Source organism: Aquiluna sp. Uisw_065, from assembly GCF_047731275.1.
Lineage (GTDB): Bacteria > Actinomycetota > Actinomycetes > Actinomycetales > Microbacteriaceae > Aquiluna.
The window spans coordinates 580,992-605,309 of sequence record NZ_CP159836.1 but is presented as its reverse complement, the minus strand read 5'-3'; the positions used below and the strand labels follow the sequence as shown (position 1 = coordinate 605,309).

The window sequence follows — 24,318 nt, the reverse complement described above, 5'->3', positions numbered from 1 at the left end:
ATGGCACTGACGCAACAAATTAAAGAGGAGCTTGCAAGAGTTCCGGTAAGAACAGGCTTGGAACGTGCAGCGGAGCTCGCGACAGTCCTTCGTTTCTGTGGCGGACTGCAGCTGATTTCTGGACGAATAGCAATCGAAGTGGAGCTTGATTCTGCAGCATTAGCTCGCAGGCTTGCAAGGGCAATTGCGGAGCTTTATGGCATTCAATCGGAATTAACCGTCGTCCAAGCCGGAGGACTCAGAAAAACAAGTGGCTACCAAATTAGAGTGCTCAAAGACGGAGAGCTCTTGGCAAGGCAAACGGGTCTTATCGACAACCGGGGCCGACCGGTTCGCGGACTTCCAGCCACTCTAATTAGCTCGACCCTGGATGAGGCACGGGCGGTCTGGCGCGGGGCATTCATGGCTCACGGAATCTTGACCGACCCCGGTAGGTCCACTTCTCTTGAAGTGACTGCTCCCGGAAACGAGTCAGCAATGGCGCTGGTTGGGGTAGCCAGAAGATTGGGAGTAAGTGCAAAGGCAAGAGAAGTCAGGAATGTGTATCGAGTCGTTGTTAGAGACGGCGAAGCAATATCCGAACTGCTAAGGCAGATGGGATGCACGGAACAAGTTGAAAAATGGGATGAGCTTCGAAGTCGACGTGAAATCAGGGGTGTTGCAAACCGCCTCGCGAACTTTGACGATGCGAACCTTAGAAGGAGCGCCCAAGCTGCAATTGCCGCCGGAGCGCGGGTTCAGCGAGCTTTAGAGATTCTTGGCGACCATGCCCCCGAGCACCTTCAATACGCAGGAGAGCTTCGATTGCAGCATAAAGACGCTTCCCTAGATGAGTTGGGACACCTTGCTGTTCCTCCCATGACCAAAGACGCGGTGGCAGGACGAATCCGTAGATTGCTGGCAACCGCTGATAAGAGGGCTGGCGAATTGGGGATTCCAGATACCGAATCTGTCATTGCGGATCTGATTTAGGAATAAGGCTACGATTAAACCAACGAATCCAATAATAGAAAGTGAGAAATCATGACCTACACACTTCCGGATCTCAACTACGACTACTCAGCGCTAGAGCCTCATATCTCGGCAAGAATAATGGAATTGCACCACTCTAAGCATCACCAGGCCTACGTCACAGGAGCAAACGCTGCACTGGACGCGATGGCAGAGGCGCGGGCTAACGACAACTTTGCAACCCTCCCGAAGCTACAAAAGGACCTCGCCTTCAACCTAGGTGGTCACGTAAACCACAGTATCTTTTGGAAGAACTTATCCGCAGAGGGTGGAGAAGCTTCCGGCGAGCTACTAGCAGCCATTTCCGAGTACTTCGGTTCATACGAAGCATTTACAAAGCACTTCACCGCTGCCGCCATGGGCATTCAGGGTTCGGGTTGGGCATATCTGGCTTGGGACAGCATGAGCAACCGACTTATTATCGGCCAGCTCTATGATCAGCAGGGCAACCTTTCGATGGGCAGCATCCCGCTTCTAATGCTTGACATGTGGGAGCACGCGTTCTATTTGGACTATGTCAACGTGAAGGCGGACTACATAAAGGCATTCTGGAACATCGTCAACTGGGCCGATGTAGAAACTCGCTTCGCATCCGTTAAAGCGAACAGTTCCTCGCTGCTGCTAGGATGACCTCGCTCGCCCAAAGGTGCTCGGGCAAATAATTTATTCACTGACAAGTTTTGGAGTAGCCCCGTGACTCGCATTGGTATTAATGGTTTTGGACGTATCGGCCGCAATTATTTGCGAGCAGCACTAGCGCAAAATTCCGATCTAGAAATAGTCGCAGTAAACGACCTATCCGACCCTAAGTCGCTCGCGCACCTGCTGAAGTATGATTCAGTGGGGGGACGACTTGATGCAGCGGTGTCTGTTGATGGAGACAGCATCGTTGTAAACGGCAAGTCAATTAAAGTTCTGGCCGAGCGCGACCCAGCCAAAATTGACTGGGCGGAGCTTGGCGTAGAAATAGTCGTCGAGTCCACCGGCTTTTTTACTAATGCCGACGATGCTCGCAAGCACATTCAGGCTGGCGCCAAAAAGGTAATAATCTCAGCGCCTGCAACCGGGGAAGATGCAACCTTTGTTATTGGTGTAAACGAACATCTTTACGAGCCAGACAACCATCACGTGATCTCCAACGCATCATGCACCACGAATTGCCTTGCACCACTAGCCAAGGTATTCATGGATAATTTCGGAATCAAAAACGGCCTCATGACAACTATTCATGCGTACACCGCAGATCAAAACCTTCAGGACGGCCCTCACCCGGACCTAAGACGCGCCCGCGCAGCGGCCATCAACATTGTTCCTTCTACCACCGGAGCAGCAAAGGCCCTAGGCGTCGTAATCCCAGAGCTGAAGGGCAAGCTGGATGGTTTCGCCTTGCGTGTTCCGATCCCGACCGGTTCGATAACTGATTTGACTCTAGTTTCCGAGAAGAAGGTCACGGTTGAAGAGATCAACGCCGCCTACAAGAAGGCAGCGGAGGGCGAGCTTAAGGGCATCCTCATGTATACCGAGGACCCAATTGTTTCCAGCGACATCGTTGGTGACCCTCACAGCTCCATCTACGACAGCGGTTTGGTTCGAGTTATCGACAACACCGTGAAGTTATCAAGCTGGTATGACAACGAGTGGGGTTACTCAAACCGCCTGGTTGAGCTAACTGCCTTGGTTGCGTCCAAACTCTAATGCTCAGAACCCTTGACGACGCCGGAGATCTTCGATCCAAGGCAGTTATAGTTCGCTGCGACCTCAATGTGCCTCTGTCCAATTCGCAGATCACAGATGACGGTCGTATTCGAGCTTCTCTGGAGACCATCAACAGGCTTGTCGGCGCTGGTGCGAAGGTCATTCTGGCATCACACCTTGGTCGCCCAAAGGAACGCGAGGTCGAATTATCCCTTGCTCCAGTTGCGACACGTCTCCAAGAACTACTGGGTAAAGACGTAAAGTTCTCTCCCGAGTGCACTGGGGACCTTGCACAGGCTCTGACCTCCTCCCTGAAGGACGGCGAAGTAGCGCTTCTTGAAAACCTCCGCTTCGACGCTGCCGAGACTTCCAGCGACCCACAGCAGCGCGCGGCGTTTGCCAGAGAACTCGCGACGATGGCAGACATCATGGTTTCTGACGGTTTTGGTGTTGTTCACCGAAAGCAAGCCAGTGTTTATGAGCTCGCTGGCCTTTTACCGAGCTGCGCAGGATTACTGGTTGAGGCAGAGCTCAAAGTTCTGGACCGACTAACAACAACGCCATCCCGTCCCTACACGGTCGTGCTCGGCGGCTCTAAGGTCTCGGACAAGCTTGCTGTAATAGGGCATCTGTTACCAAAGGTGGACAGGCTGGCAATTGGCGGAGGTATGGTCTTCACCGTGCTGAAGGCAATGGGGCATAACGTGGGCAAAAGCTTGCTGGAGGAAGATCAAGTCGAAACCACTAGAGATCTTCTGAAGCAGGCCGCGGACTTGGGTGTGCAAATTATTCTGCCGACTGACATAGAAATTGCATCTAGTTTTTCAGCCGAAGCTACGCACAAAACTGTGCAGGCAGATGCCATCGAAGAGTCTGAACTAGGCGCCGAAGTTTTAGGACTCGACATTGGCCCAGAGAGCGCCAAAATTTTCGCCGAAGCCGTTGCAAGCTCTAAAACCGTCTTCTGGAACGGTCCGATGGGAGTATTCGAATTTCCGAACTTCGCTCACGGCACGAAGGTTGTGGCAGAAGCTCTAACCCAAGTGAACGGACTATCGGTTGTCGGGGGCGGGGACTCCGCAGCTGCGGTTAGGGCGCTTGGATTTGATGAGGCCAGCTTTGGTCACATTTCAACCGGTGGTGGTGCAAGCCTTGAGTACCTTGAAGGTAAGACGCTGCCAGGACTGGAGGTCCTTAATGACTAACCGCACGCCACTGATTGCTGGCAATTGGAAAATGAACCTTGATCACCTTCAGGCGATTGCCCTGGTGCAGAAGCTGTCATGGACTCTAAATGATGCCGACCATGACTTTGGTGAAGTCGAAGTCGTGGTTTTCCCGCCATTTACTGATCTCCGAAGCGCTCAAACCCTTATAGATGCCGAGAAATTCGAAATAAAACTGGGTGCTCAGGACTTATCCCAGCATGCGTCCGGCGCCTACACCGGCGAAATCTCTGGGCAAATGCTATCTAAGCTGAACGTAGAATACGTACTCGTCGGGCACTCGGAACGTCGCACGTATCACGCAGAGGATGACTCAGTAGTCCAGCAAAAGGTTGCCGCTGCCTGGGAAAATAACCTTATTCCTATCATTTGCGTAGGGGAGACCCTAGAAGAACTTGAGACCCAAGGGCAGTCTGCGGTGCCGATAATTCAGACAATCAACGCACTTAGCGGCCACAAGGTTCTCGGGGACTTTGTTATCGCCTACGAACCAGTTTGGGCAATCGGAACTGGGAAAGTCGCAACGGCTCAAGAGGCCAGCGAAGTCGCAACAGCTATCAGAAAGGCGCTCCAAGCCAATTTTGGAGACGATGCCGCCAACTCGCGAATTCTCTACGGGGGCTCAGTAAAGGCAAATAATGTCGCAGGTTTCTTGCAATCTGAGCAGGTTGATGGTGTGCTAGTAGGCGGTGCGTCCTTGGATGCAGAAGAGTTTTCCGGAATTTCGCGCTTCAAAAAGCACATAGTCCTATAATTTACAAGGTTTGAAAAGAGAATGAGGAAATAGATGGCTGCCCTACAAACAGCGCTATTGGTATTGCTTGCAATAACCAGTGTGCTTCTAATCTTGATGATTTTGCTTCACAAGGGTCGAGGTGGAGGAGTCGCGGAGATGTTTGGCGGCGGAGTAACAAGCTCCATGAACTCATCCGGCGTGGCCGAGCGTAACCTCAACCGAATCACGGTTGTTCTTGGTTTGGTTTGGGTGTCAGTCATCATAATATTGGGCCTATTTACAAGATTCGGATGGGCCTGATGTCGAGCTCACCTTCAATTCGCGGAGCACGCGTCGGTGCTGGCCCAATGGGCGAGCAGGATCGCGGCCATCAGGTAGAGAAGATTGCTCTTAGCTTCTTCTGTTCAAATGGCCACGAGATTAATCCACTTTTTGCAGCCAGCGTCAACGAGGAAGACTTACCTAAAGAGATTGATTGTCCTCACTGCGGCCTACCGGCAGGCATGGACAAGGCAAACCCTCCCCAGGTTGCAAAGATTGAGCCATACAAGACTCATCTCGCATACGTAAAAGAGCGCAGAACAGACGACGAGGCCGAGCAGATTTTAGCCGAGGCCCTAGATTCGATTCGCAACCGCAGACAGCGTGCAGCTGACGCTGCTAAAGCGCGTCGCTAAGCTCTTTATCCAAGTACCAGCTGGTTGATTGCAGTCCCCTTACCTTAGCCAGGGGAAGCTCGCAATTTGGGTCGCCTAAAGCCGATCTTACTACAGCCGCTTTTTGTGCTCCGGAGGCTAAAAACCAAACCTGATTTGCTCGATTTAGCGTGCGGTAGCTAAGACTTAGCCGCTCAGATGGCGGCTTGGGTGAGTCCCACTCCGCAGTAATCCATTCCCCATTGCTCTGATGTCCCGGAAATAGCGATGCCACGTGCCCGTCAGGCCCCACTCCTAAAATAACCAGATCAAAAACATCCGAGGTGTCCTCGGAGCTACCGTAAGAAATCGTCATGGCCTTGTTCATCAGGGCCTGCCCCGCCAAAAGTTCAGTGTCGGAAGCAGGGTAACGAAGCAGCGATCGAGTTGCCAACTCGGGGAAAACAGAAATTCCTTGATATTCGTTCCGGTCCTCGTGATCCAGAGCAACAAAGCGCTCATCGCCAAACATAAATCTTACTTTTGAAAGATCGAGATTCAGCTTGGCGAGCTCTCCAACCATGGCGATGCCGAGGCTACCACCGGTCAAAATAATGTTCGCGACGGGCTTTGATTCTAAAACTTCGGAAACTAATGCCAAAAAATCCGCAGCAGCTTGGCTCAAAAGCTCTTTTGAAGTGTCAGCGACAAAGATGCGTGGCTTCATTGCTTCGACAGCTCATTTTTCAACACGGCACCATAAACTTCATCTTCTCCCAGGAACCGCATATCCTCCATGAGGCAATCCTGATCCGAGCGTTTGGGTAGTAAGACCGAGCTATCCGGTGAACCAGTTTGGCCGATGCTCGCCACATCGCCAGACCGAATGATTGCGAGCTCGCCCTGATCAAAAGAAATCTCCACTCCGGCGATGCCTTCTATCGCAATCCCCGAAAGCTCATGAATGATCTTTGCATCCACGCCCAGTTGCATCGACAACCAACCGGCCAACAGCCTTACGCTCGGAGAAATTATCGAACCTAAGACTCGAATTTCGACAACTCGGCGGTTTTTTTCGTTATCGAATAGAGCCGCGAGCTGAGATCGCCACAGCGTAATTCTCGTCCAAGACATGTCGCTATCCCCGGGTGCATAATTTTTTGCCAGCTGCCTTAGAAACCCAGATGCATCCCTTTGAGCTGCGGCATCTGTGATTCTTCGGGTTGCAATCTGGCCAATCGGGTTCTTCGAAGGATTGGCTTTGCAATCTGATGGCCACCATGCAACTACGGGTGCATCGGGAAGCAGCAGACCTGTGACCATCGACTCGGTATTGCTATTTGCATCTCCAAAGGCACGAATCACAACGACTTCGGACGCACCAGCGTCACCACCGATTCTTATTTCGGCATCTAACCTGGGAGACTTGTCGCCTTGCTCTAAGTTGCTCACCAACACAATAATCCTGCTTGGGTGCAATCGAGACGCCCCATTGGCAGCCTCAATAGCCTTCTCCAGGTGATCCGAGTTTGTTTCGATAATGAGAGTGAGGACACGTCCTAATGCAACTACTCCACCGTCTTCACGTAATTCTTGAAGTTTTTTCTCAATCTTTGACGTGGTGGTCTTTTCCATGTTGACGATCATGGCCTTCTCCATACTCGGCCATCTTCGGCCAGCATTTGATGAGCAGAGTCTGGTCCCCACGATCCTGGGGCGTATGAATCTGGCTTGCCGCTACTTTTCCAATGCGCAACTATGGGATCTAGAATTTTCCAAGACAGCTCCACTTCTCGTTGCCGCGGGAAAAGTGGCGGTTCGCCCAACAGAACATCAAGAATTAGGCGTTCGTAGGCCTCGGGGGAGTCTTCGGTAAAGGCATGACCATAACCAAAGTCCATTGTGACGTCTCGAACCTGCATGCTGGGTCCTGGGACTTTAGAACCAAAACGAATCGTGATCCCTTCGTTCGGCTGAACCCTAATCACCAAAGCATTTTCGCCCAAAAGTTCAGTCTGGCTTTCTCCAAATAATTGCTGAGGGGCTCTTTTGAAAACCACGGCAATTTCGGTGACTCGTCGTCCAAGACGCTTTCCAGCCCGCAGATAAAAAGGCACAGATTGCCAGCGTCTATTATCGATGTTGAGCTTCATGGCGGCGAAGGTTTCCGAGTTGCTCTCGGCATCCATGCCAGCCTCGTCGAGATAAGCCTTGACGAACTCTCCACCCTGCCAACCGCCCTTATATTGACCCCTGGCAGTGTGCTTTGATAGATCTTGAGGCAAGGTAATGGAGGCTAGAACCTTTTCCTTTTCTGCTCTCAAGTCAGCTGCGTCAAAGCTCAACGGTTGCTCCATGGCGGTCAGAGCAAGAAGCTGAAGAAGGTGGTTCTGAATCACGTCTCTCGCCGCGCCAATGTCCGCGTAAGAACCGGCGCGATTTCCAATCCCAATGTCCTCGGCCATCGAAATCTGAACATGATCGATGTAGTTACTGTTCCAAATTGGCTCAAACAGCTGGTTTGCAAAGCGAAGAGCCAAGATGTTCTGAACGGTTTCCTTGCCCAAGTAATGATCAATCCTGAAGACAGCATCCGCTGGAAAAACGCGTTCAACGACGTCGTTTAGCTCGATAGCCGTCTCGAGGTTTGACCCAAACGGTTTTTCGATGACGACGCGTCTAAATTCTCCATCGGCAGCGTCTGCGAGCCCCGAGTCCGATAGCTGTTGGATAACCAGAGGAAAGTCCCTCGGCGGAATCGATAGATAAAAAGTGTGATTCCCGGCTGTTCCGCGCTCTGCGTCTAAGTCGTCCATTGTCTTCTTAAGTCGAAGAAATGCTTCCGGGTCATCATGCCTACCCGAGACAAATCGGATGCCCTTAGCTAACTGGCTCCAAACTTCTTCGGACCAAGCAGTTCTGGCATTCGCCTTAACAGAATCGTGGACCACCGCTTCAAAGTCGTCCTGGCTCCAGTCTCTTCTAGCGAACCCAACCAACGAAAAAGCCGGCGGCAAAAGACCGCGATTGGCCAGGTCGTAAATGGCAGGCAAAAGCTTCTTCCCCGCAAGATCACCAGTCACACCGAACATTATTAGGCCGCTTGGTCCAGCGATCTTTTGCACTCGCCGGTCGCGAGGATCTCTCAGTGGGTTGTTGGTCACGAAGCAATTACCTTTTCTAAAAACGCTAGGTCCCGGAGTGGTTCTTTCATAAATAAAGACACAACCGGAAGGCCGTTATCGGACAAAACTCTCGCATCTCCGGCAGCTTGAGCGCGGATCAGCTCTCCAAAACTAAAGGGGCGATCTTTTATTTCAAGATCGATTCCATGCTCACCGGTAATCTGGACAAAGAGCCCCTGCTTGGGGCCGCCTTTGTGATATTGGCCGGTGGAGTGCAAAAACCTAGGCCCCCAACCAAAAGTGACTGGTCTGCCGGTTCGCTTCGCGAAAATATCTCTCAATTTCTCGAACTGAGGATATTCCGGCCTGCTCAGATAGACCTGCACCGCGATGTAGCTATGGTCAGTTGCTTGACTTAGTAACTCTTCGATTGCAGCCTCTACTGTGCTGCCGACTACGTTCAAACCGTAACTTGCAACCGTGATTCCTCGATCAACATGGCCCGGGGACACCAGGACAGCGGGTGAGTCGAGTAGCGCTCGGGAGGCGATCTTGGCAGACTCAACATCGGGCTGATCGAATGGGTTTATTTGCATTAGATAGCCGGCAATAGCCGTGGCGTACTCCCAGAGCAAGAATAATTCTCCAAGGCCGCCACTAAAGGTTATGTGCTCAGCTACCGGCATAGAATCCGAAAACCGGATGAAAATAGTGTCACTTGGTACGTCTTGAATTTCCGGAGCGCTACTGCTCACAACAACGGGCAGAATGCCACGTTGTTGTTTTCCGGTACTTTCAGCAACCAGTTGTTCAACCCAGTCACCAAAGCCAGGAAGGCCTTCGGTTTCTATCAAAAACTTATCGCGAACCTGACCGATTCCGGGAGTTGCTGCCAAGGCAGCTCCAAGCCAAATAGCCGGGTTATCGGTGGAGTCCGCGCTGAGTCCAAAGCTCACGCGCGACGCACTAGCCAGCAGCGAAGATATATCGGCGCCAGCCAGTCCAGCAGGAACCAATCCGAATGCGGTTAGCGCTGAATACCTACCGCCGACATCTGGGTCCGCATTGAACACCTTGTAGCCGTCGGCTCTTGACTCAGTATCGAGGGGGGAGCCAGGATCCGTAATTACAACTATTCTTTCCGCTGGGTCGATGCCAGCAGCCAAAAAACCGGACTCAAAAGCCCTCTTTTGGCTATCTGTCTCGACGGTCGCTCCAGATTTCGAGGAGACAACCACTGCCGTTCGCTGAAGCTCTCTGACGGCGGACAGCACTTGATCAGGAGCTGTTGAGTCAAGAATCACTATTTCATGGCCAGTATTTTTCCCAATGACCTCCGGCGCGAGCGATGAGCCGCCCATTCCGCAAAGCACGATACGGTCGACACCCAAGTCTCTAAAATGATCTCTCAGCTTTAGAATTTCGGGGATCAAATCAACCGAAGACTTGGGGGAATCTATCCATCCCAGTCGCTTTGAAGCCTCGACTTTGGCGGCTGATCCCCAGATGGAATCATCCTTATCGCCGAGCCTGGAAGCAATCTGAGCATCTATGACTTTCGCAACTACGGGTTCTAGGTCGGGCTTGAGGCTTTCTTGTATCCTCAGCTGCATGATCTAGCTTCCAGCTAGCGCGTGTTCAACAGTTTCAACTAATTCGGCCCAAGAAACTTTGAATTTATCGACACCTTCTTGCTCTAGCTGTGCGGTGACATCGGCGAGATCGACGCCGGCAGCAGCAATTTCAACCATTACAGCCTTTGCGTTTTCAAAGGAAACGATTACCGATTCGGCTGGAATTACGCCATGGTCGGCGGTTGCCATCATGGTTTTTTCCGGCATGGTGTTGACGATGTTTTTAGAAACCAGTTCGGTGACATACAGGGTGTCCGGGAGGGCTGGGTCCTTGACGCCCGTGGAGGCCATCAGCGGTCGCTGCAGGTTTGCTCCTGCCGCCAAAAGAGTTTGCCACTCAGGGGTTGAAAATCGATTTTGGAAAAGCTCGTATGCCAGCTGAGCGTTTGCAAGAGCAGCCTTGCTCTTCAGCTCCGGCTTACCAAGCGCCTCCAGCCTCGAATCCACTTCGGTATCAACGCGAGAAACGAAAAATGAAGCAACTGAATGAATCTTGCTCAAGTCCTTGCCCGCCTGCTTCGCCTGAGATAGTCCCTCTAGATAGGCATCGATAACTTTGTCGTAGCGATCGAGCGAGAAAATCAAAGTCACATTCACTGAGATTCCCGCCGCCGTAACCGCAGTGATAGCCGCTAAGCCATTTACGGTCGCCGGAATCTTAATCATGACGTTATTGCGACCGACAAGCTCGTAAAGCGACAGTGCCTGAGCAATGGTGCGCTCAGTGTCATTTGCCAGTCCCGGTTCGACCTCGATAGACACTCGGCCATCGACTCCATGGGACTCGTTGTAAATGGGGAGGAACAGGTCGCAGGCTGCCGCGACATCGTCCGAGGTGATGTTTGCAATTGCTCGGGCCGCACTGCTGCCGGCGGCCTTCTCCGCGACAATTGCATCCCGGTATGAGGGACCCTTCAGCGCCGCTGCAAAAATAGTCGGATTAGTAGTAACTCCCCTTACCGAAAAATTGTCAATTAGGTGCTTGAGGTTTCCAGATTCGATGCGCTCTCTGGAAAGGTCGTCTAGCCAAATCGAAACACCAGCTTCAGTCAGTGATTTTAGGTTTTCATTCATTAGTTACCTCCAAGTACTCTCTTTGCAGCCTCAACCACCTTGTTGGTGGTAATTCCAAACTCTGTGAACAGAGTCTTGTAGTCAGCCGATGATCCGAAGTGGTTGATTCCAATGGACTGACCATTGTCTCCAACATACTTGCGCCATCCATCGGTAACTCCGGCCTCAATAGAGACCCTTGCCTTCACTTGCTTTGGAAGCACTGAATCTTGGTATTCCTGAGGCTGAGAATCAAACCACTCAAGGCAAGGGGCGGAAACCACCCGAACTGAAATTCCCCCTGCTTCCAGGATCAGCCTCGCTTCAACCGCAAATTGAACTTCGCTTCCGCTGGCGATCAAGATTAGATCTGGCTTACTGTCCTGCCCTGCATAGACATAAGCACCTTTGCTGACTTGGTCGGCCTGGCCGAAACCTTCGCTTCGATCCAGCACCGGAAGGCCCTGCCTCGTAAGCACAATTCCGGCGGGATTATTTTTGTTTTTCAGGACCTGAAGCCACGCCTGAGAGGTCTCGTTCGCATCGGCTGGGCGCACGATGTCCAGATTTGGAATCAGTCTCAGAGCGTTCAAGTGCTCGATTGGCTGATGAGTTGGACCGTCTTCACCGAGTGCAACAGAATCGTGGGTCCATACATAGATCGGAGCGATACCCATCAAGGCGGCCAAGCGGACCGAGGGCCTCATGTAATCGGAGAACACCAGAAAAGTTCCGCCGAACACCCTCGAATGGCCGGAAAGAGTGATGCCATTCAGAATTGCGCCCATCGCGTGCTCACGAATGCCGAAGTGAAGTATCCTCCCGGCAGTTTTTGGGGTCCATGCCTTGGTTTGCCACTTGGCAGGCACGAATGAGCCGCCGCCTTCAATGGTGGTGTTATTCGACTCGGCAAGGTCGGCAGAGCCGCCCCACAGTTCTGGCATTTTCGCTGCAATGGCGTTTATGACTTTCCCGGAGGCCGCTCGGGTTGCGATTTCCTCGCCCGATGAAAATTCGGGGAGTGACGAGGCTAGGTCTGAGGGAAGCTCTCCAGATGCAAGACGCTCGAACAGCTTCGCCGAATCAGGATTGTCCTTGTGCCATTTGCTGAACTGAGCTGTCCAAACCGCACGCTGTTCTTTACCGCGCTGAGCCAACTGCCTAGTGTGGGACAGAACGTCCTCAGCAACAGCGAAGTGCTCTTCAGGATCGAAGCCCAGCGCTTGCTTTAGGCCGGCAAGCTCTTCGCCACCAAGCTTTGAGCCGTGAATCTTGCCGGTGTCTTGTTTTGTGGGACTTGGCCAACCGATGATGGTTCGAAGAGTAATTAGCGTTGGTTGATCTCTGTTTTCCTTGGCCGCCAAGATCGCTTCGTAAAGGGCACCCACGTCTTCGACATATCCGGTTTCCTTGCGCCAGTTGACCTCAATGGTCTGCCAGCCATAAGCCTGGTAGCGCTTTGCGACGTCTTCAGAAAAGCTGATGTCAGTGTCGTCTTCGATAGAAATCTGGTTCGCGTCATAAATAACAATCAGATTTCCCAGTCCGTGATGTCCGGCAAGGGAAGCCGCCTCAGCGCTAACTCCTTCTTGCATGTCACCGTCACCAGCGATCACATAAACGAAATGGTCAAAGGGTGAAGTTCCATCGGTTGTGGCAGGATCAAATAATTCACGTTCAAATCTTGTTGACATTGCAAACCCAGTTGCCGATGCCAGACCTTGACCCAATGGCCCAGTTGTGATTTCAACACCCTTGGTGTGAGCATATTCGGGGTGTCCAGGGGTCAAAGAGCCCCAGGTTCTCAACGATTGAATGTCAGTGAGCTCGAGGCCAAAGCCACCTAGAAATAACTGGTTGTACAAAGTTAGAGAAGAGTGACCCACCGAAAGAACGAATCGATCCCTGCCAACCCAGCGGTCATCTTGCGGGTCATGCCTCATGACCTTTTGGAACAATAGATACGCAGCTGGCGCCAAGCTAATTGCAGTTCCAGGGTGGCCGTTGCCAACCTTCTCTACTGCATCCGCGGCAAGAACTTTGGCAGTCTTGACTGCCAAGTCGTCAATTTCATTCCATTCCAACAAAGAATCATTCCTAACAAATTACGTGTTTTACCACTTAGGGATTTGCGCCGGCGGCGGTGCCTGACATTTAGCCAAGAGTCTATACCGAGTGGGCTGCAGCACCGCTCGGACTGGATTAGACTTGGACAAATGTCTACGGTAGAAAAATCATCTGGAGCGCGGCTTTCGCGCAAGATCCGTGCGTATTTTTTGCTGACTAAACCACGCGTTATCGAGCTTCTACTGATCGCGACCGTGCCGGCCATGATTCTGGCTGCTAGAGGTTTTCCCTCAATTTGGCTGATTATCGCCACCGTTTTTGGCGGCGCTCTCAGCGCTGGGAGTGCCAATGCATTCAATTGCTATATCGACCGCGACATTGACCAAATCATGGGGCGCACCAAAAATCGACCTCTAGTGACCGGGGAACTCACGCACAAAGAGGCTCTGATATTTGCGTGGTCAATTGGAAGCCTGTCGGTCATTTGGTTTGCGCTACTAATAAACGTGCTTGCGGCCGTACTTTCGCTAATTGCAATTTTGTTCTACGTCTTCGTCTACACACTCGGTCTCAAAAGACGCACGCCACAAAATATAGTTTGGGGCGGTGCTGCCGGGGCCATGCCGGCTTTGATTGGCTGGGCTGCTGTGACCAATGAGCTCTCCCTAGCAGCTGGAGTGTTGTTCTTGATTATCTTCCTTTGGACACCGCCGCACTATTGGCCTCTTTCAATGCGCTACCTAGAAGAGTACAAAGCTGCCGGAGTTCCGATGCTGCCGGTGGTGGCTAAAAATGAGCATGTAGGTAGACAAATAATTCTTTATGCCTACGCATATTTTGCTGCGACACTGCTGCTGATTCCAGTTGCGAACATGGGCACTGTATATACGGTTGCGGCGGTGTTGGCTGGAATCTGGTTCACCTGGGAATCGCACCGTCTCTACAAGGAGGCTAAGGTCCGAATACCTCAAAACCCAATGCGCTTGTTCCACGCTTCAATTACACATCTGACGATTTTGTTCTTGGCAATCGCAATTGACCCTTTGATTTATATTTAGGGAATCAGCGCTTTATAGCCTCAAGGCGACGTAGCGCCTCATCCCGCTCTTGAGAGTGATCCAAAATTGGGGGAGCGTACCCAAACTGATAACCGGCGATGTCGTTCCAGGGTTCGTGGACACTTGCAGCCGGTAAATGAGCAAGTTCTGGCAACCACTTCCTAACATAATCGCCGTCCGGGTCAAATTTTGGGCCCTGCAGGATTGGATTGAAAACTCGGTAAAAAGGGCTTGCATCGGTGCCGCAACCTGCCGTCCATTGCCAGCCGTGAGAATTTGAGGCGGGGTCAAAATCAGTCAGATGCTCCTCAAAAAACTTGGCGCCGATTTGCCATTCGAAATGAAGGTCTTTCACCAAAAAACTTGCAACAATCATGCGTGCTCGATTGTGCATCCAGCCGGACTGAACGAGCTGTCTCATCGCTGCATCCACGATTGGGTATCCCGTGGCGCCAGCTTTCCAGGCGGCTAGTTTTTCTGGAAACTCTTTGGGGTCATCGTATTCAAGCCCGGCAAAGCGAGGCTCGTAGTATTTATCGTAGGTACGGGGGTGGTGATGCATTACATCTGCGTAAAACTCCCGCCAAGCTATCTCCTTACGAAACACCTCTTCGCCCTCTGTATCACCAAGGCCAGCAAGTAGAGTCCGCGGATGAACTTCGCCGTGGGCCAGCGCATGAGAAAGCTTGGAGGTCCCATTTATGTCCGGTCGATTTCGGTGGTCCGAGTAATCGAAAATCCGAGAGGCCCGAAACTTGGCCCATGTTTCAAGAGCCAACTTCTCACCCGCATTCACTCCTGAAATCAGGGCGACTCTTTGGCTGGCGGCTGCCCAAGGTGCGTTCTGGATATCAAGGACAAATGGCTCGGGGACAAAGACTTGAAGCCACCTTTTGAAAAAGGGCGTGTAGACGCGCACGGCTGTTTGATCGTCTTTGACAACTGTTCCGGGCTCGACTGCGTAGTAACTGCCGACTAGCACAAGTTCCACGTCTATCGCTGCAAGTGCATCACGAACTGCCTCTTGCTCGATGACGCCGTTTGTATCAAATGCCCTCGTAGCCACCACGCGCCTGGCAGAAAATTCCTGAGACATCTTGCCAAGCTCGATGCTTGCATCGCCATGAAGCAGCTCAAGCCCTTTGGGCAAGCTCTTATCTAAAGCTAAGACTGAAGCAAGAACTGAGCTTGTGCGCAGCTCCGACATGCCGGTGCTTGATGCTGGAAGAACAAAGACTGGAAGAAGCTCCTGAGAAGAGCTGGCTGCAAAGCTAAGAGCTTGATTATCTTGAAGCCTACGGTCTCTTCGAAACCAGAAAATAGTCTTCATCGATTGATTTTTCTGGCACTCAAAACCTGAAATGTAATTAGTGCTGTCAAGACGCCGGAACCGAGCATGTGAATTCCAACCAACAACGCAGGGACGCCCATACGCGCCTGAATTACTCCCACTACAGCCTGGAATACAGTCGCCACAAACAACAGCAGCAGAATCCGAGACTCAAGTTGTTTCAACACGGACCTGGATTTCACAACTTGAGCTACTAGCTGCACAGTTATTAGAGCGAGCAGCGTGTAACCCGGGTAGGAGTGGTAGTGCTGCCAAATTTCAAGATTGAAGCCGTTTCGTGGCGTCAGGGCGTCTCCAGCATGTGGGCCAGCACCGGTAACAATGACTCCCATGCAGATCGCAATAAATCCAACTACTACTGTCGGCCATGCGAGATTCGCATTCCAACGTGCCACGGAATTGACCGGTTTAGGTAATGCCCGCCAAACCAAAAGTGAGGCCAGTGCGATCAGACCCGTTGAAATTACAAAATGAAAGCCCACAATCCAAGAGTTCAAGCCCGTCAGAACCGTGATTCCACCGATTACGGCCTGCACGATTATGCCAACTCCTAAACCAAAGGCCGGCACGACCAGGCCAAACCGGTTTGTCAAGCGGGCAATTCTAATAATGACGATCCCGAACAGGAGCATCAAGCCCAACGCCAATGCGAAAGTTACCAAGGTAACCAGACCCAGTCCGAACATTGTGTTGAAGGCCAAACCCACAACCAGCAAGACTGCTCCGCTAAAAAAACCAATTGACAAAAGCCCTATGCGGCGTGTGGATTCACTAATTCGCACGACGACAATAAAGGTTAGAAGGGCGATGATAAGCAGAACGATTGTTAGCAACCGATTTCCAAATTCAATAACACCGTGGAAGCCCATCTCCGGGGTGCTTACCAAGGAGTCTTCTGTACATTTCGGCCAAGTCGGGCAACCCAAACCGCTCCCTGTGAGCCGGACAGCGCCCCCGGTCACAACGATCAAAATTTGAGTGACGAGCGAAAGCCACACAAACAACCGCAAACGAAGCGGCGAGACAATGCCATCGAACCACAGGCCCTTTAGGATCTTCATAAACGCCTTAACTTAGGTATGCCTTACTGTTTTATTTTCATAGAACTACGTAGGCTTAGTCCAACATCACATCTCAAGTTTCTCATGATTGGCTTTGTTGGAATACGTTTCACCAAAATCAGTTGTACTGATTAAGTAGAAGGAGAACACAATGGCAGAGAAAATTATCGATCGCCCAGAACTAGACGACCTAGGAACTTACGAGTTTGGATGGTCCGACAAGTCAAAAGCTGGAGACGAAGCCAAGCGTGGTATTTCAGACGAGGTTGTTCGGGACATCTCGGGCAAAAAAGACGAATCCGACTGGATGCTACAGCGCAGACTTAAGGGCTACGAGCTTTTCATGAAAAAGCCAATGCCTACTTTCGGAGCTGACCTTTCAGGGATCGACTTCGACAACATTAAATATTTCGTTCGTTCGACCGAGCGTCAGGCACAAACCTGGGAAGACCTTCCAGAGGACATTCGCAACACCTACGACAAGCTTGGAATCCCAGATGCGGAACGCCAGCGCCTCGTCTCCGGCGTTGCCGCCCAGTACGAGTCGGAGGTCGTTTACCACTCGATTCGCGAAGACCTCGAGCAGCAGGGTGTCTTGTTCCTAGATACCGACACTGCGCTCAGAGAGCACCCGGAAATCTTCAAGGAGTATTTCGGAACAGTTATCCCTGCCGGTGACAATAAGTTTGCAGCCCTGAACACGGCGGTTTGGTCCGGAGGATCATTCGTCTACATCCCTAAGGGTGTAAAAGTAGACATCCCTCTTCAGGCCTACTTCCGAATAAACACCGAAAACATGGGTCAGTTCGAAAGGACGCTAATCATCGCAGATGAGGACTCCTACGTTCACTACATCGAGGGCTGCACCGCACCGATTTACCAGTCTGATTCGCTTCATTCTGCGGTAGTTGAAATTATCGTGAAGAAGAACGCTCGGGTTCGTTACACGACGATCCAGAACTGGTCTAACAACGTTTATAACCTAGTAACCAAGCGGGCAATCGCTCACGAGGGTGCCACTATGGAGTGGATCGATGGAAACATCGGGTCCAAGGTCACCATGAAGTACCCAAGCGTCATACTTGCAGGCGAGCGCGCTCGTGGCGAGACACTCTCGGTGGCTTTTGCCGGAGAAGGTCAGCACCAGGACGCCGGAGCCAAGATGATTCACCTTGCTCCATACACGACCAGTTCCATTGTGTCCAAGTCAATTGCTCGAGGTGGAGGAAGAACTTCCTACCGTGGAGAGATCCGAGTAAATCCGGGAGCTCATCACTCGGCGAACACGGTTCGCTGTGACGCGCTACTAGTCGACACAATTTCCAGATCAGACACTTATCCTTCAAACGACATCCGCGAGGATGATGTTTCGATGGGACACGAAGCGACGGTCTCAGCCATAAGTGCAGAGCAACTGTTCTACTTGCAGTCTCGAGGAATGGCCGAAGATGAAGCGATGGCGATGATTGTCCGAGGCTTCATCGAGCCTATTGCTAAGGAACTGCCAATGGAGTACGCCCTTGAACTCAACAAGCTTATTGAGATGCAGATGGAAGGGGCTGTTGGCTAGATGGCGCAGCACGGAATAGAGGCTCACGAGCACAAACTCGTACCCCTCCAGACAAGATCCGAACGCCCTCGGTCGACCTCCATAAGCGATTTCCCAGAGCTTTCAAACAGGCAGGAGATCTGGCGTTATTTGCCTATGGATCGCCTTCAAGGCCTGGATGCGGAAGTCATAGGTGAAGTTACTCAAGGTGAGCTGTCGATCGGTCTTTCGGGGACAGTGACGGCCAACTGGATTGACTCCAGTGAAAAGATTGTCGGAACAGCTGGACTTCCCGAGGACCGAATTTCGGCAATCGCCTGGACCAACGCCTCGAAAACTCTCTTGGTTGAGGTCCCGGCCGATCAGGAAATAGCTGAGCCGGTTTTTCTAACCTTGAAATTAGAAGAACTTGCAGCCAAGGCCCTGCACATTTTCGTAAAGGTTGGCGCGAACGCCAAAGCGACAATAGTCCTGGACCACATCGGTCAAGGCTTCCTTGCCGAGAACGTCGAGATCTTGCTGGACCCCGGCGCAAAGCTTGACTTTGTATCTATCCAAGACTGGGATAACGGTTCATCACACGTTTCGAATCAATTCACGAGACTTGGACGGGACTCAACACTGAAGCACGTCGTGGTGTCACTTGGGGGAGACCTCGTTAGAGTCACGCCTTCTGTTGCCCTAGATTCGCCGGGTGCGGAAATCCAAATGTATGGTGTTTTCCTAGCCGATTCGAAGAATTACTTTGAGCACCGACCGTATGTGGACCACATTGCAGAAAACTGCGTTTCAAATGTGGCATACAAGGGCGCACTCCAGGGTGCAGGAGCTCACACGGTCTGGGTCGGAGACGTTCTTATTAGAGAGACTGCTATTGGAACGAATAGCTATGAACTCAACCGGAACCTCTTGCTAACCGACGGAGCAAGAGCAGATTCTGTTCCAAATCTGGAAATTGAGACCGGGAAAATTGAGGGCGCTGGCCACGCGAGTGCTTCCGGGCGCTTCGATGACGAGCAATTGTTCTATCTAATGGCTAGAGGAATTGGCGACACCGAGGCAAAGCGCCTCGTCGTTCGAGGATTCCTGAATGAGGTAGTTCAAAAGGTTGGAATTTCTCAGGTTGAAGACCGTCTAATCGCCTCGATCGAACAAGGACTCGAGAAGGCGGGAGTCTAAATTGGCAGTAAGAGTTTGCGCGGCTGAGGACATCAAGCCGGGAAATGCACTCAGAGTGACCATTGAGGGACACCCAATCGCGCTTGTCAGGCTAAATGACGGTAACTTCAGAGCGATCGACGATAAGTGCTCCCACGGTGAGATTTCGCTAAGCGAAGGCTTTGTTGAGGACGAAACCCTGGAGTGCTGGGCTCACGGAGCTAAATTCGACCTAAACACTGGAGTCCCATTGAGTCTTCCCGCTTATGAGGCAGTGAGTACCTACGAGGTACTGGTGGAAAATGACGAAGTTTTTATCGAGTACGAAGCGTAAAGGAGATCAAATAATGGCAACTCTAGAAATCAAAAACCTACATGTCTCGGTTGATACAGACCAGGGCAAAAAGCAGATCCTCCGAGGAGTAGACCTTGTGGTCAAGTCCGGCGAAACTCACGCGATCATGGGACCAAACGGCTCAGGCAAGTCCACACTCGCCTACTCCATCGCCGGACACCCCAAGTATGAAATTACCGAGGGTGAGATCCTTCTGGATGGCCAGAACGTTCTTGAAATGGCCGTGGACGAGCGAGCTAAGGCTGGTCTATTTCTTGCGATGCAATACCCAGTCGAAGTGCCTGGCGTTTCGGTATCGAATTTCCTACGAACCGCCAAAACCGCACTTGATGGAGAAGCTCCAAAGCTTCGCGAGTGGATCGGTGATTTGAAACACGCGATGAAAAACCTCCGAATGGATCCTGACTTCACTGAAAGAAATGTGAACGAAGGGTTCTCAGGTGGAGAAAAGAAGCGCCATGAGATTCTTCAGCTAGAGCTTTTGAAGCCAAAAATTGCGATTCTCGACGAGACCGACTCTGGCCTCGACGTGGATGCACTGAAGGTGGTTTCCGAAGGCGTCAACAGAGCCAAAGAGGAGACTGGACTCGGAGTTCTTCTAATCACCCACTACACAAGAATCTTGCGCTACATCGAACCAGATTTTGTACACGTTTTCGTGGCTGGAAAAGTCGCAGAACAGGGCGGCCCAGAGCTCGCTGAACGACTAGAGGCCGAGGGCTACGATCGCTACTTGAAGACCGAAGCATGAGCGAGCCGAAGGAACTAGAGCCCGCTAAATACGACCGGGTTATCGAGGCAATGAAAGACATCATTGACCCCGAAATTGGTGTGAACATTATTGACCTCGGATTGGTCTACGGGCTCCAAGAGTCCGATGATGGCGCACTACTAATTAACATGACACTCACATCCGCTGGCTGCCCACTTCAGGACGTTATTGAAGAGCAGACGGCAGCTTCATTGGATGGAGTCGTTGACGCATTCAGAATCAATTGGATCTGGATGCCACCATGGGGTCCGGAGCAAATTACGGATGATGGAAAAGAAATGATGCGAGCTATCGGCTTCTCTATCTAACAAGATTGAAAAAAAAATAGGACCCAAAAGGGTCCTATTTTTTTCAAATGATTTGTTACTTATTAACAATTTTCCAAGCGAGTGGCAGCATTGCAGCCGCCGCGATTGCCTTGGCGACATCCCCTATAAGAAACGGTATAACTCCCGTGGCAATTGCCTGTGAGATGCTGAGGCCTAGAGTAATCATCAGGCCTGCGACTCCAAAACCGTAAATTATCACCGATCCGGCGGCAAAGCTGAAGGCCACCTTCAGTGGGGTTTTAGAAAAACCCTTTGAAGCCAAGAAGCCGACTAGGGCTGCAGCCGCCACAAAGCCGACTATGTAACCCACGGTTGGCAAAGCACCCGTCAGCGTCTTAGCTGAGGCGAATACTGGCAAGCCGGCGGCGCCCATGGCCAGGTACACAGACAGTGACGCGGCACCGCGTCCCGCACCGAGCGTTGCTCCTACTAGGAGAACTGCGAAGGTTTGAAGGGTGAGTGGCACTGGCCACATTGGTATCTGAACCTGCGCCGCAAGTGCAGTAATCAGCGCACCACCGAAAACCAGAGAAATGTTACTTACTACTGTCCTTGGAACGAAACGGTCCACAATGGTTGCCTGTGCAATGCTCATCTTCTAAGCCTTTCTAGCCTGTTCCGGACATTCTATTGGTTGGCGTCTTCAAACTCAGCGTCTTCGAGGGCCTGATTTTCCTTTGGCTTTCTTGGAGCTATCTGTCCGGCCGCCTCGCGAGCAATGCGTCGTTCATTTCTGTAGGCCCATCCAAAGGCGATAAAGGCCATAATTCCGAAGATGATCCATTGAAAAGCGTAGGAAAGATGGTTTCCCTCATTCAAAGAAGGCATCGGCATCGGGAACGGCGCATTTTCATAGGAGGGGGACTCTGTGGCTAATCGACCGTATCGATCAGACACCACAGTCCCGTATTCACTCAACTGATCGAACAGCAAGGCGGGGTTCACAGATGCAAGCTGCCCTGGAACGGGGGCTCGATTTAGATCGGGCTCAGCGGCCCTAAGACGAACAGTGAGAGTGTGAGCAACTGGATTCGGCAAAGGGTTAGAAGATGCCTCAGTTACTCGAACGCCCGTCGCAAGCCAACCACGGTCGACAATCAAAATCTGACCGTCATCTAAAAGCAGTGGAACCAGCTGCAGGAAGCCACCTTGTCCACTGAGAGGCCGGTTCCGGACAAGGACGGCCTCTTCAGTCAGATATGTTCCAGAAACCGTTACGGGGCGCCATTCGTTAATTGGTTCTCCATTTTCGAAGAACTCCCAATCCAAGTCCGCGAATGGAACAGCGAATTTGTCATAATTCTCAATCACGGTGTTTATCTTCTGAACTCGTTCTTCCCGCCTAGAAAATTGCCACCAGCTCAAAAGTGAAGTCGCTATGGAGAAAAGCACAACTAAGGCCAACCATGGGCCCCAGCGTCTAAGAGTGCTTTGGGTCAAATTTTTCATCCTTCAGGTAAAAATCTCTCGCTGATAGATATTCAACCAGATATGACCGGTGCTCATCGCAGGCGGACCAGGTCTTCACTCTGTCAGGGGAGTGGACTTTAGGATTTCGCCAGCTAATCAACCAGCTTGCTTCAAGAGCGCAACCGGCGCGAGAGCATTTAGCGTTAGTCATCAAACTTGAATTGGTCCGACTTGATAGTCATTTTCGGAGCAATTGCCTTGCTGGTTGTCTCTTTTGGTGCGCCCTGTTGGTTGGCTAGCACCACCGCAAAGTAGGGCAGAAAAATAGCCAAGCCGAAGAAAATCCACATGAAAATACCCTGTGTGAACACGCCTAGAACAATGCAAACCATCCTGATGGACATAGCCACCGAGTATTTGATCATGCGCGAGCGACGCTCGTCCTCGGGGCTGAGGTTTATGGAGGTGGCGCTCTGGCGCTTGCTCAAGTGATGCCATTCTTTCAGGATAGGTAATTACTAGACTGTGATATTCATAACGCTCATTGCTCAATGGTATTCCCGCTAGGAGAAAGAAAATGGAAACTGTGCGAACTGTTTTGGTTACCGGCGGCAATCGCGGCATCGGATTCGCCATCGCAAAAGAGTTTGTCGCCAGCGGATATCGGGTAGCAGTAACGGCCAGATCCGGTCAAGGACCAGAGGGTTCGATGACGGTGAAGGCCGATGTTACAGATTCAGCATCGCTTGATTTGGCGATAGCTGAAGTTGAGGCGGAGCTTGGGCCAATTGAGGTTTTGGTGGCAAACGCGGGCATCACAAAAGACACTCTTTTGATGCGGATGAGCGACGAGGAATTCGAGAGTGTTGTTGACACGAATCTAAATGGCGTTTTTCGCGTGGTGAAGAGAGTGACCAAATCGATGCTGCGCCAGAAGTTTGGCAGGGTGATCCTGATTGGCAGCGTGGTGGGGTTGCTAGGTAGTGCAGGGCAGGTCAACTACTCAGCCACCAAAAGCGCACTGGTTGGAATTGCGCGCTCTATCACACGAGAAATCGGCGCAAAGAACATCACCGCCAACGTTGTGGCGCCAGGGTTCATTGATACTGACATGACAGCCAGCCTTAGTGAAGAACTTTCAGCGACCTATCGATCGCGAATTCCAGCAGGCCGATTCGCCTCCCCAGAGGAAGTGGCAAAAGTTGTCCGATGGATTGCTTCTGACGAAGCGTCATATATTTCTGGAGCGGTTATTCCAGTTGACGGCGGACTCGGAATGGGTCACTAGGTAGTACCGTGTGTTTAGAAAATTAAAGGAGCAGTTTTGGGAATATTAGAGGGCAAAAAAATACTGATTACGGGCGTATTGACCGAAGCGTCAATTGCTTACACGGCAGCCCGTTTAGCCCAAGAACAGGGTGCCGAGGTGATATTGAGCTCATTCGGCAGGATGCTTCCAATCACAACGAAGATTTCTGAGCGTCTTCCCAAGCCAGTGAAGGTAATTGAATTAGACGCCACAAACAAGGAGCACCTTGACGGCCTAGCCGAAAAAATCAAGGCTGAGATTGGGATGATTGACGGCATTGTTCATGCCATCGCTTTCGCGCCTCAAACTGCCCTCGGCGGCAACTTTCTAGAGACAGAATGGGCAGACGTATCGACAGCAGTAGAGGTTTCGGCTTACTCCCTCAAGTCGATCACCACCGCATGCTTGCCTGTGCTCAATAACCCGAGCTCCGTGGTCGGTCTTACCTTTGACGCTACCGTTTCGTGGCCTGTATATGACTGGATGGGAGTTGCTAAGGCAGCCTTTGAATCCACTTCCCGCTATTTGGCCAAGTACCTAGGACCAAAGGGAATTCGGGTAAATCTCATTTCCGCCGGGCCGCTTAGAACTACTGCAGCCAAGGGTATCCCTGGGTTTGCAACGATGGAAGAAGTATGGGCGGACCGTGCTCCTCTTGGTTGGGACCTGACCGACACCGAGGCTGCTGCCAAAGGCTTAGTGGCTCTTCTAAGTGACTGGTTCCCGGCTACAACCGGTGAAATGATTCACGTCGACGGTGGACTCCACTCAACCGGAGCCTGAT

The 24,318-nt window shown here is 51.6% G+C and carries 26 protein-coding genes; 15 read left to right on the top strand and 11 right to left on the bottom strand.

Going from position 1 to position 24,318, the window contains the following annotated elements; genetic code table 11:
* The 7 genes from whiA (at window position 1) to ABXT50_RS03030 (ending at window position 5,345) form a co-directional block, all read left to right on the top strand.
* A complete protein-coding gene (gene whiA / locus ABXT50_RS03060; protein ID WP_415274797.1) occupies window positions 1–972 on the top strand; it encodes a DNA-binding protein WhiA in 972 nt (323 codons plus the stop codon).
* A 48-nt stretch (window positions 973–1,020) separates the two neighbouring features.
* A complete protein-coding gene (locus tag ABXT50_RS03055) occupies window positions 1,021–1,641 on the top strand; it encodes a superoxide dismutase (RefSeq protein WP_415274796.1) in 621 nt (206 codons plus the stop codon).
* A gap of 63 nt (window positions 1,642–1,704) precedes the next feature.
* Window positions 1,705–2,706 carry a type I glyceraldehyde-3-phosphate dehydrogenase gene (gene gap, locus ABXT50_RS03050; protein WP_415274698.1) on the top strand — a complete coding sequence of 334 codons (1,002 nt, stop codon included), beginning with the start codon at window positions 1,705–1,707 and terminating at the stop codon, window positions 2,704–2,706.
* Window positions 2,706–3,911, top strand: a complete 1,206-nt coding sequence (locus ABXT50_RS03045; RefSeq protein ID WP_415274697.1) for a phosphoglycerate kinase — start codon at window positions 2,706–2,708, stop codon at window positions 3,909–3,911. Before gap ends, ABXT50_RS03045 begins: the two co-directional genes overlap by 1 nt.
* A complete protein-coding gene (tpiA, locus tag ABXT50_RS03040) occupies window positions 3,904–4,686 on the top strand; it encodes a triose-phosphate isomerase (protein ID WP_415274696.1) in 783 nt (260 codons plus the stop codon). Before ABXT50_RS03045 ends, tpiA begins: the two co-directional genes overlap by 8 nt.
* Before the next feature lie 33 nt (window positions 4,687–4,719).
* Window positions 4,720–4,968: a preprotein translocase subunit SecG gene (gene secG, locus ABXT50_RS03035; RefSeq protein WP_415274695.1), complete on the top strand. Its 249-nt coding sequence runs from the start codon at window positions 4,720–4,722 to the stop codon at window positions 4,966–4,968.
* The gene (locus ABXT50_RS03030) at window positions 4,968–5,345 is read left to right on the top strand and encodes an RNA polymerase-binding protein RbpA (protein ID WP_415274795.1); all 378 of its coding nucleotides are present in this window, start codon (window positions 4,968–4,970) and stop codon (window positions 5,343–5,345) included. The genes secG and ABXT50_RS03030 overlap by 1 nt, the downstream gene beginning before the upstream one ends.
* Here ABXT50_RS03030 and pgl read toward each other — a convergent pair.
* The 6 genes from pgl to tkt are packed head-to-tail and all read right to left on the bottom strand — an operon-like array spanning window position 5,329 to window position 13,199.
* A complete protein-coding gene (gene pgl / locus ABXT50_RS03025) occupies window positions 5,329–6,030 on the bottom strand; it encodes a 6-phosphogluconolactonase (protein WP_415274694.1) in 702 nt (233 codons plus the stop codon). The two genes, ABXT50_RS03030 and pgl, sit on opposite strands and share 17 nt — an antisense overlap.
* Window positions 6,027–6,950: a glucose-6-phosphate dehydrogenase assembly protein OpcA gene (locus tag ABXT50_RS03020; protein WP_415274693.1), complete on the bottom strand. Its 924-nt coding sequence runs from the start codon at window positions 6,948–6,950 to the stop codon at window positions 6,027–6,029. The genes pgl and ABXT50_RS03020 overlap by 4 nt, the downstream gene beginning before the upstream one ends.
* Entirely contained in the window at window positions 6,947–8,467 is a 1,521-nt protein-coding gene (gene zwf, locus ABXT50_RS03015; RefSeq protein WP_415274692.1) for a glucose-6-phosphate dehydrogenase, read from the bottom strand. The genes ABXT50_RS03020 and zwf overlap by 4 nt, the downstream gene beginning before the upstream one ends.
* On the bottom strand, window positions 8,464–10,041 hold the full coding sequence (locus ABXT50_RS03010) for a glucose-6-phosphate isomerase (protein ID WP_415274691.1): 1,578 nt from the start codon (window positions 10,039–10,041) through the stop codon (window positions 8,464–8,466). Before ABXT50_RS03010 ends, zwf begins: the two co-directional genes overlap by 4 nt.
* Window positions 10,042–10,044: 3 nt before the next feature.
* The gene (tal, locus tag ABXT50_RS03005) at window positions 10,045–11,136 is read right to left on the bottom strand and encodes a transaldolase (RefSeq protein WP_415274690.1); all 1,092 of its coding nucleotides are present in this window, start codon (window positions 11,134–11,136) and stop codon (window positions 10,045–10,047) included.
* Window positions 11,136–13,199, bottom strand: a complete 2,064-nt coding sequence (tkt, locus tag ABXT50_RS03000) for a transketolase (RefSeq protein ID WP_415274794.1) — start codon at window positions 13,197–13,199, stop codon at window positions 11,136–11,138. The genes tal and tkt overlap by 1 nt, the downstream gene beginning before the upstream one ends.
* A 132-nt stretch (window positions 13,200–13,331) precedes the next feature.
* On the opposite strand from tkt, the gene ABXT50_RS02995 reads away from it, so the two are divergent.
* Window positions 13,332–14,240, top strand: a complete 909-nt coding sequence (locus ABXT50_RS02995) for a heme o synthase (protein WP_415274689.1) — start codon at window positions 13,332–13,334, stop codon at window positions 14,238–14,240.
* A 4-nt stretch (window positions 14,241–14,244) separates the two neighbouring features.
* On the opposite strand, the gene ABXT50_RS02990 is transcribed toward ABXT50_RS02995, so the two are convergent.
* Both ABXT50_RS02990 and ABXT50_RS02985 read right to left on the bottom strand, forming a co-directional pair.
* Window positions 14,245–15,570: a cryptochrome/photolyase family protein gene (locus ABXT50_RS02990; RefSeq protein ID WP_415274688.1), complete on the bottom strand. Its 1,326-nt coding sequence runs from the start codon at window positions 15,568–15,570 to the stop codon at window positions 14,245–14,247.
* Window positions 15,567–16,652, bottom strand: a complete 1,086-nt coding sequence (locus tag ABXT50_RS02985) for a COX15/CtaA family protein (protein WP_415274687.1) — start codon at window positions 16,650–16,652, stop codon at window positions 15,567–15,569. Before ABXT50_RS02985 ends, ABXT50_RS02990 begins: the two co-directional genes overlap by 4 nt.
* A 151-nt stretch (window positions 16,653–16,803) precedes the next feature.
* Between ABXT50_RS02985 and sufB the strand changes: the two genes are divergently transcribed.
* From sufB to ABXT50_RS02960, 5 genes are read left to right on the top strand one after another with little or no spacing between them, the layout of a single operon-like run.
* A complete protein-coding gene (sufB, locus tag ABXT50_RS02980; protein ID WP_415274686.1) occupies window positions 16,804–18,222 on the top strand; it encodes a Fe-S cluster assembly protein SufB in 1,419 nt (472 codons plus the stop codon).
* Window positions 18,223–19,380 (top strand): Fe-S cluster assembly protein SufD, encoded by a 1,158-nt coding sequence (gene sufD / locus ABXT50_RS02975; protein ID WP_415274685.1) that lies wholly within the window; start codon window positions 18,223–18,225, stop codon window positions 19,378–19,380.
* 1 nt (window position 19,381) lies between these two features.
* On the top strand, window positions 19,382–19,693 hold the full coding sequence (locus ABXT50_RS02970; protein ID WP_415274684.1) for a non-heme iron oxygenase ferredoxin subunit: 312 nt from the start codon (window positions 19,382–19,384) through the stop codon (window positions 19,691–19,693).
* 13 nt (window positions 19,694–19,706) lie between these two features.
* Complete coding sequence (sufC, locus tag ABXT50_RS02965; RefSeq protein ID WP_415274683.1) at window positions 19,707–20,465, top strand: Fe-S cluster assembly ATPase SufC; 759 nt, start codon at window positions 19,707–19,709, stop codon at window positions 20,463–20,465.
* Window positions 20,462–20,794 (top strand): metal-sulfur cluster assembly factor, encoded by a 333-nt coding sequence (locus ABXT50_RS02960; RefSeq protein WP_415274682.1) that lies wholly within the window; start codon window positions 20,462–20,464, stop codon window positions 20,792–20,794. The genes sufC and ABXT50_RS02960 overlap by 4 nt, the downstream gene beginning before the upstream one ends.
* Before the next feature lie 55 nt (window positions 20,795–20,849).
* Here the strand turns inward: ABXT50_RS02960 and ABXT50_RS02955 are convergent, their stop codons facing one another.
* The 3 genes from ABXT50_RS02955 to ABXT50_RS02945 form a co-directional block, all read right to left on the bottom strand.
* A complete protein-coding gene (locus ABXT50_RS02955; RefSeq protein WP_415274681.1) occupies window positions 20,850–21,410 on the bottom strand; it encodes a biotin transporter BioY in 561 nt (186 codons plus the stop codon).
* A gap of 32 nt (window positions 21,411–21,442) precedes the next feature.
* A complete protein-coding gene (locus tag ABXT50_RS02950; RefSeq protein WP_415274680.1) occupies window positions 21,443–22,255 on the bottom strand; it encodes an SURF1 family protein in 813 nt (270 codons plus the stop codon).
* Window positions 22,256–22,428: 173 nt separating this feature from the next.
* Window positions 22,429–22,713 (bottom strand): DUF3099 domain-containing protein, encoded by a 285-nt coding sequence (locus ABXT50_RS02945; RefSeq protein WP_415274679.1) that lies wholly within the window; start codon window positions 22,711–22,713, stop codon window positions 22,429–22,431.
* An 89-nt stretch (window positions 22,714–22,802) separates the two neighbouring features.
* Between ABXT50_RS02945 and fabG the strand changes: the two genes are divergently transcribed.
* Window positions 22,803–23,513 carry a 3-oxoacyl-ACP reductase FabG gene (gene fabG / locus ABXT50_RS02940; protein WP_415274678.1) on the top strand — a complete coding sequence of 237 codons (711 nt, stop codon included), beginning with the start codon at window positions 22,803–22,805 and terminating at the stop codon, window positions 23,511–23,513.
* Between the two features lie 36 nt (window positions 23,514–23,549).
* Window positions 23,550–24,317: an enoyl-ACP reductase FabI gene (fabI, locus tag ABXT50_RS02935; protein WP_415274677.1), complete on the top strand. Its 768-nt coding sequence runs from the start codon at window positions 23,550–23,552 to the stop codon at window positions 24,315–24,317.
* The last annotated feature ends 1 nt before the right edge of the window (window position 24,318 follow it).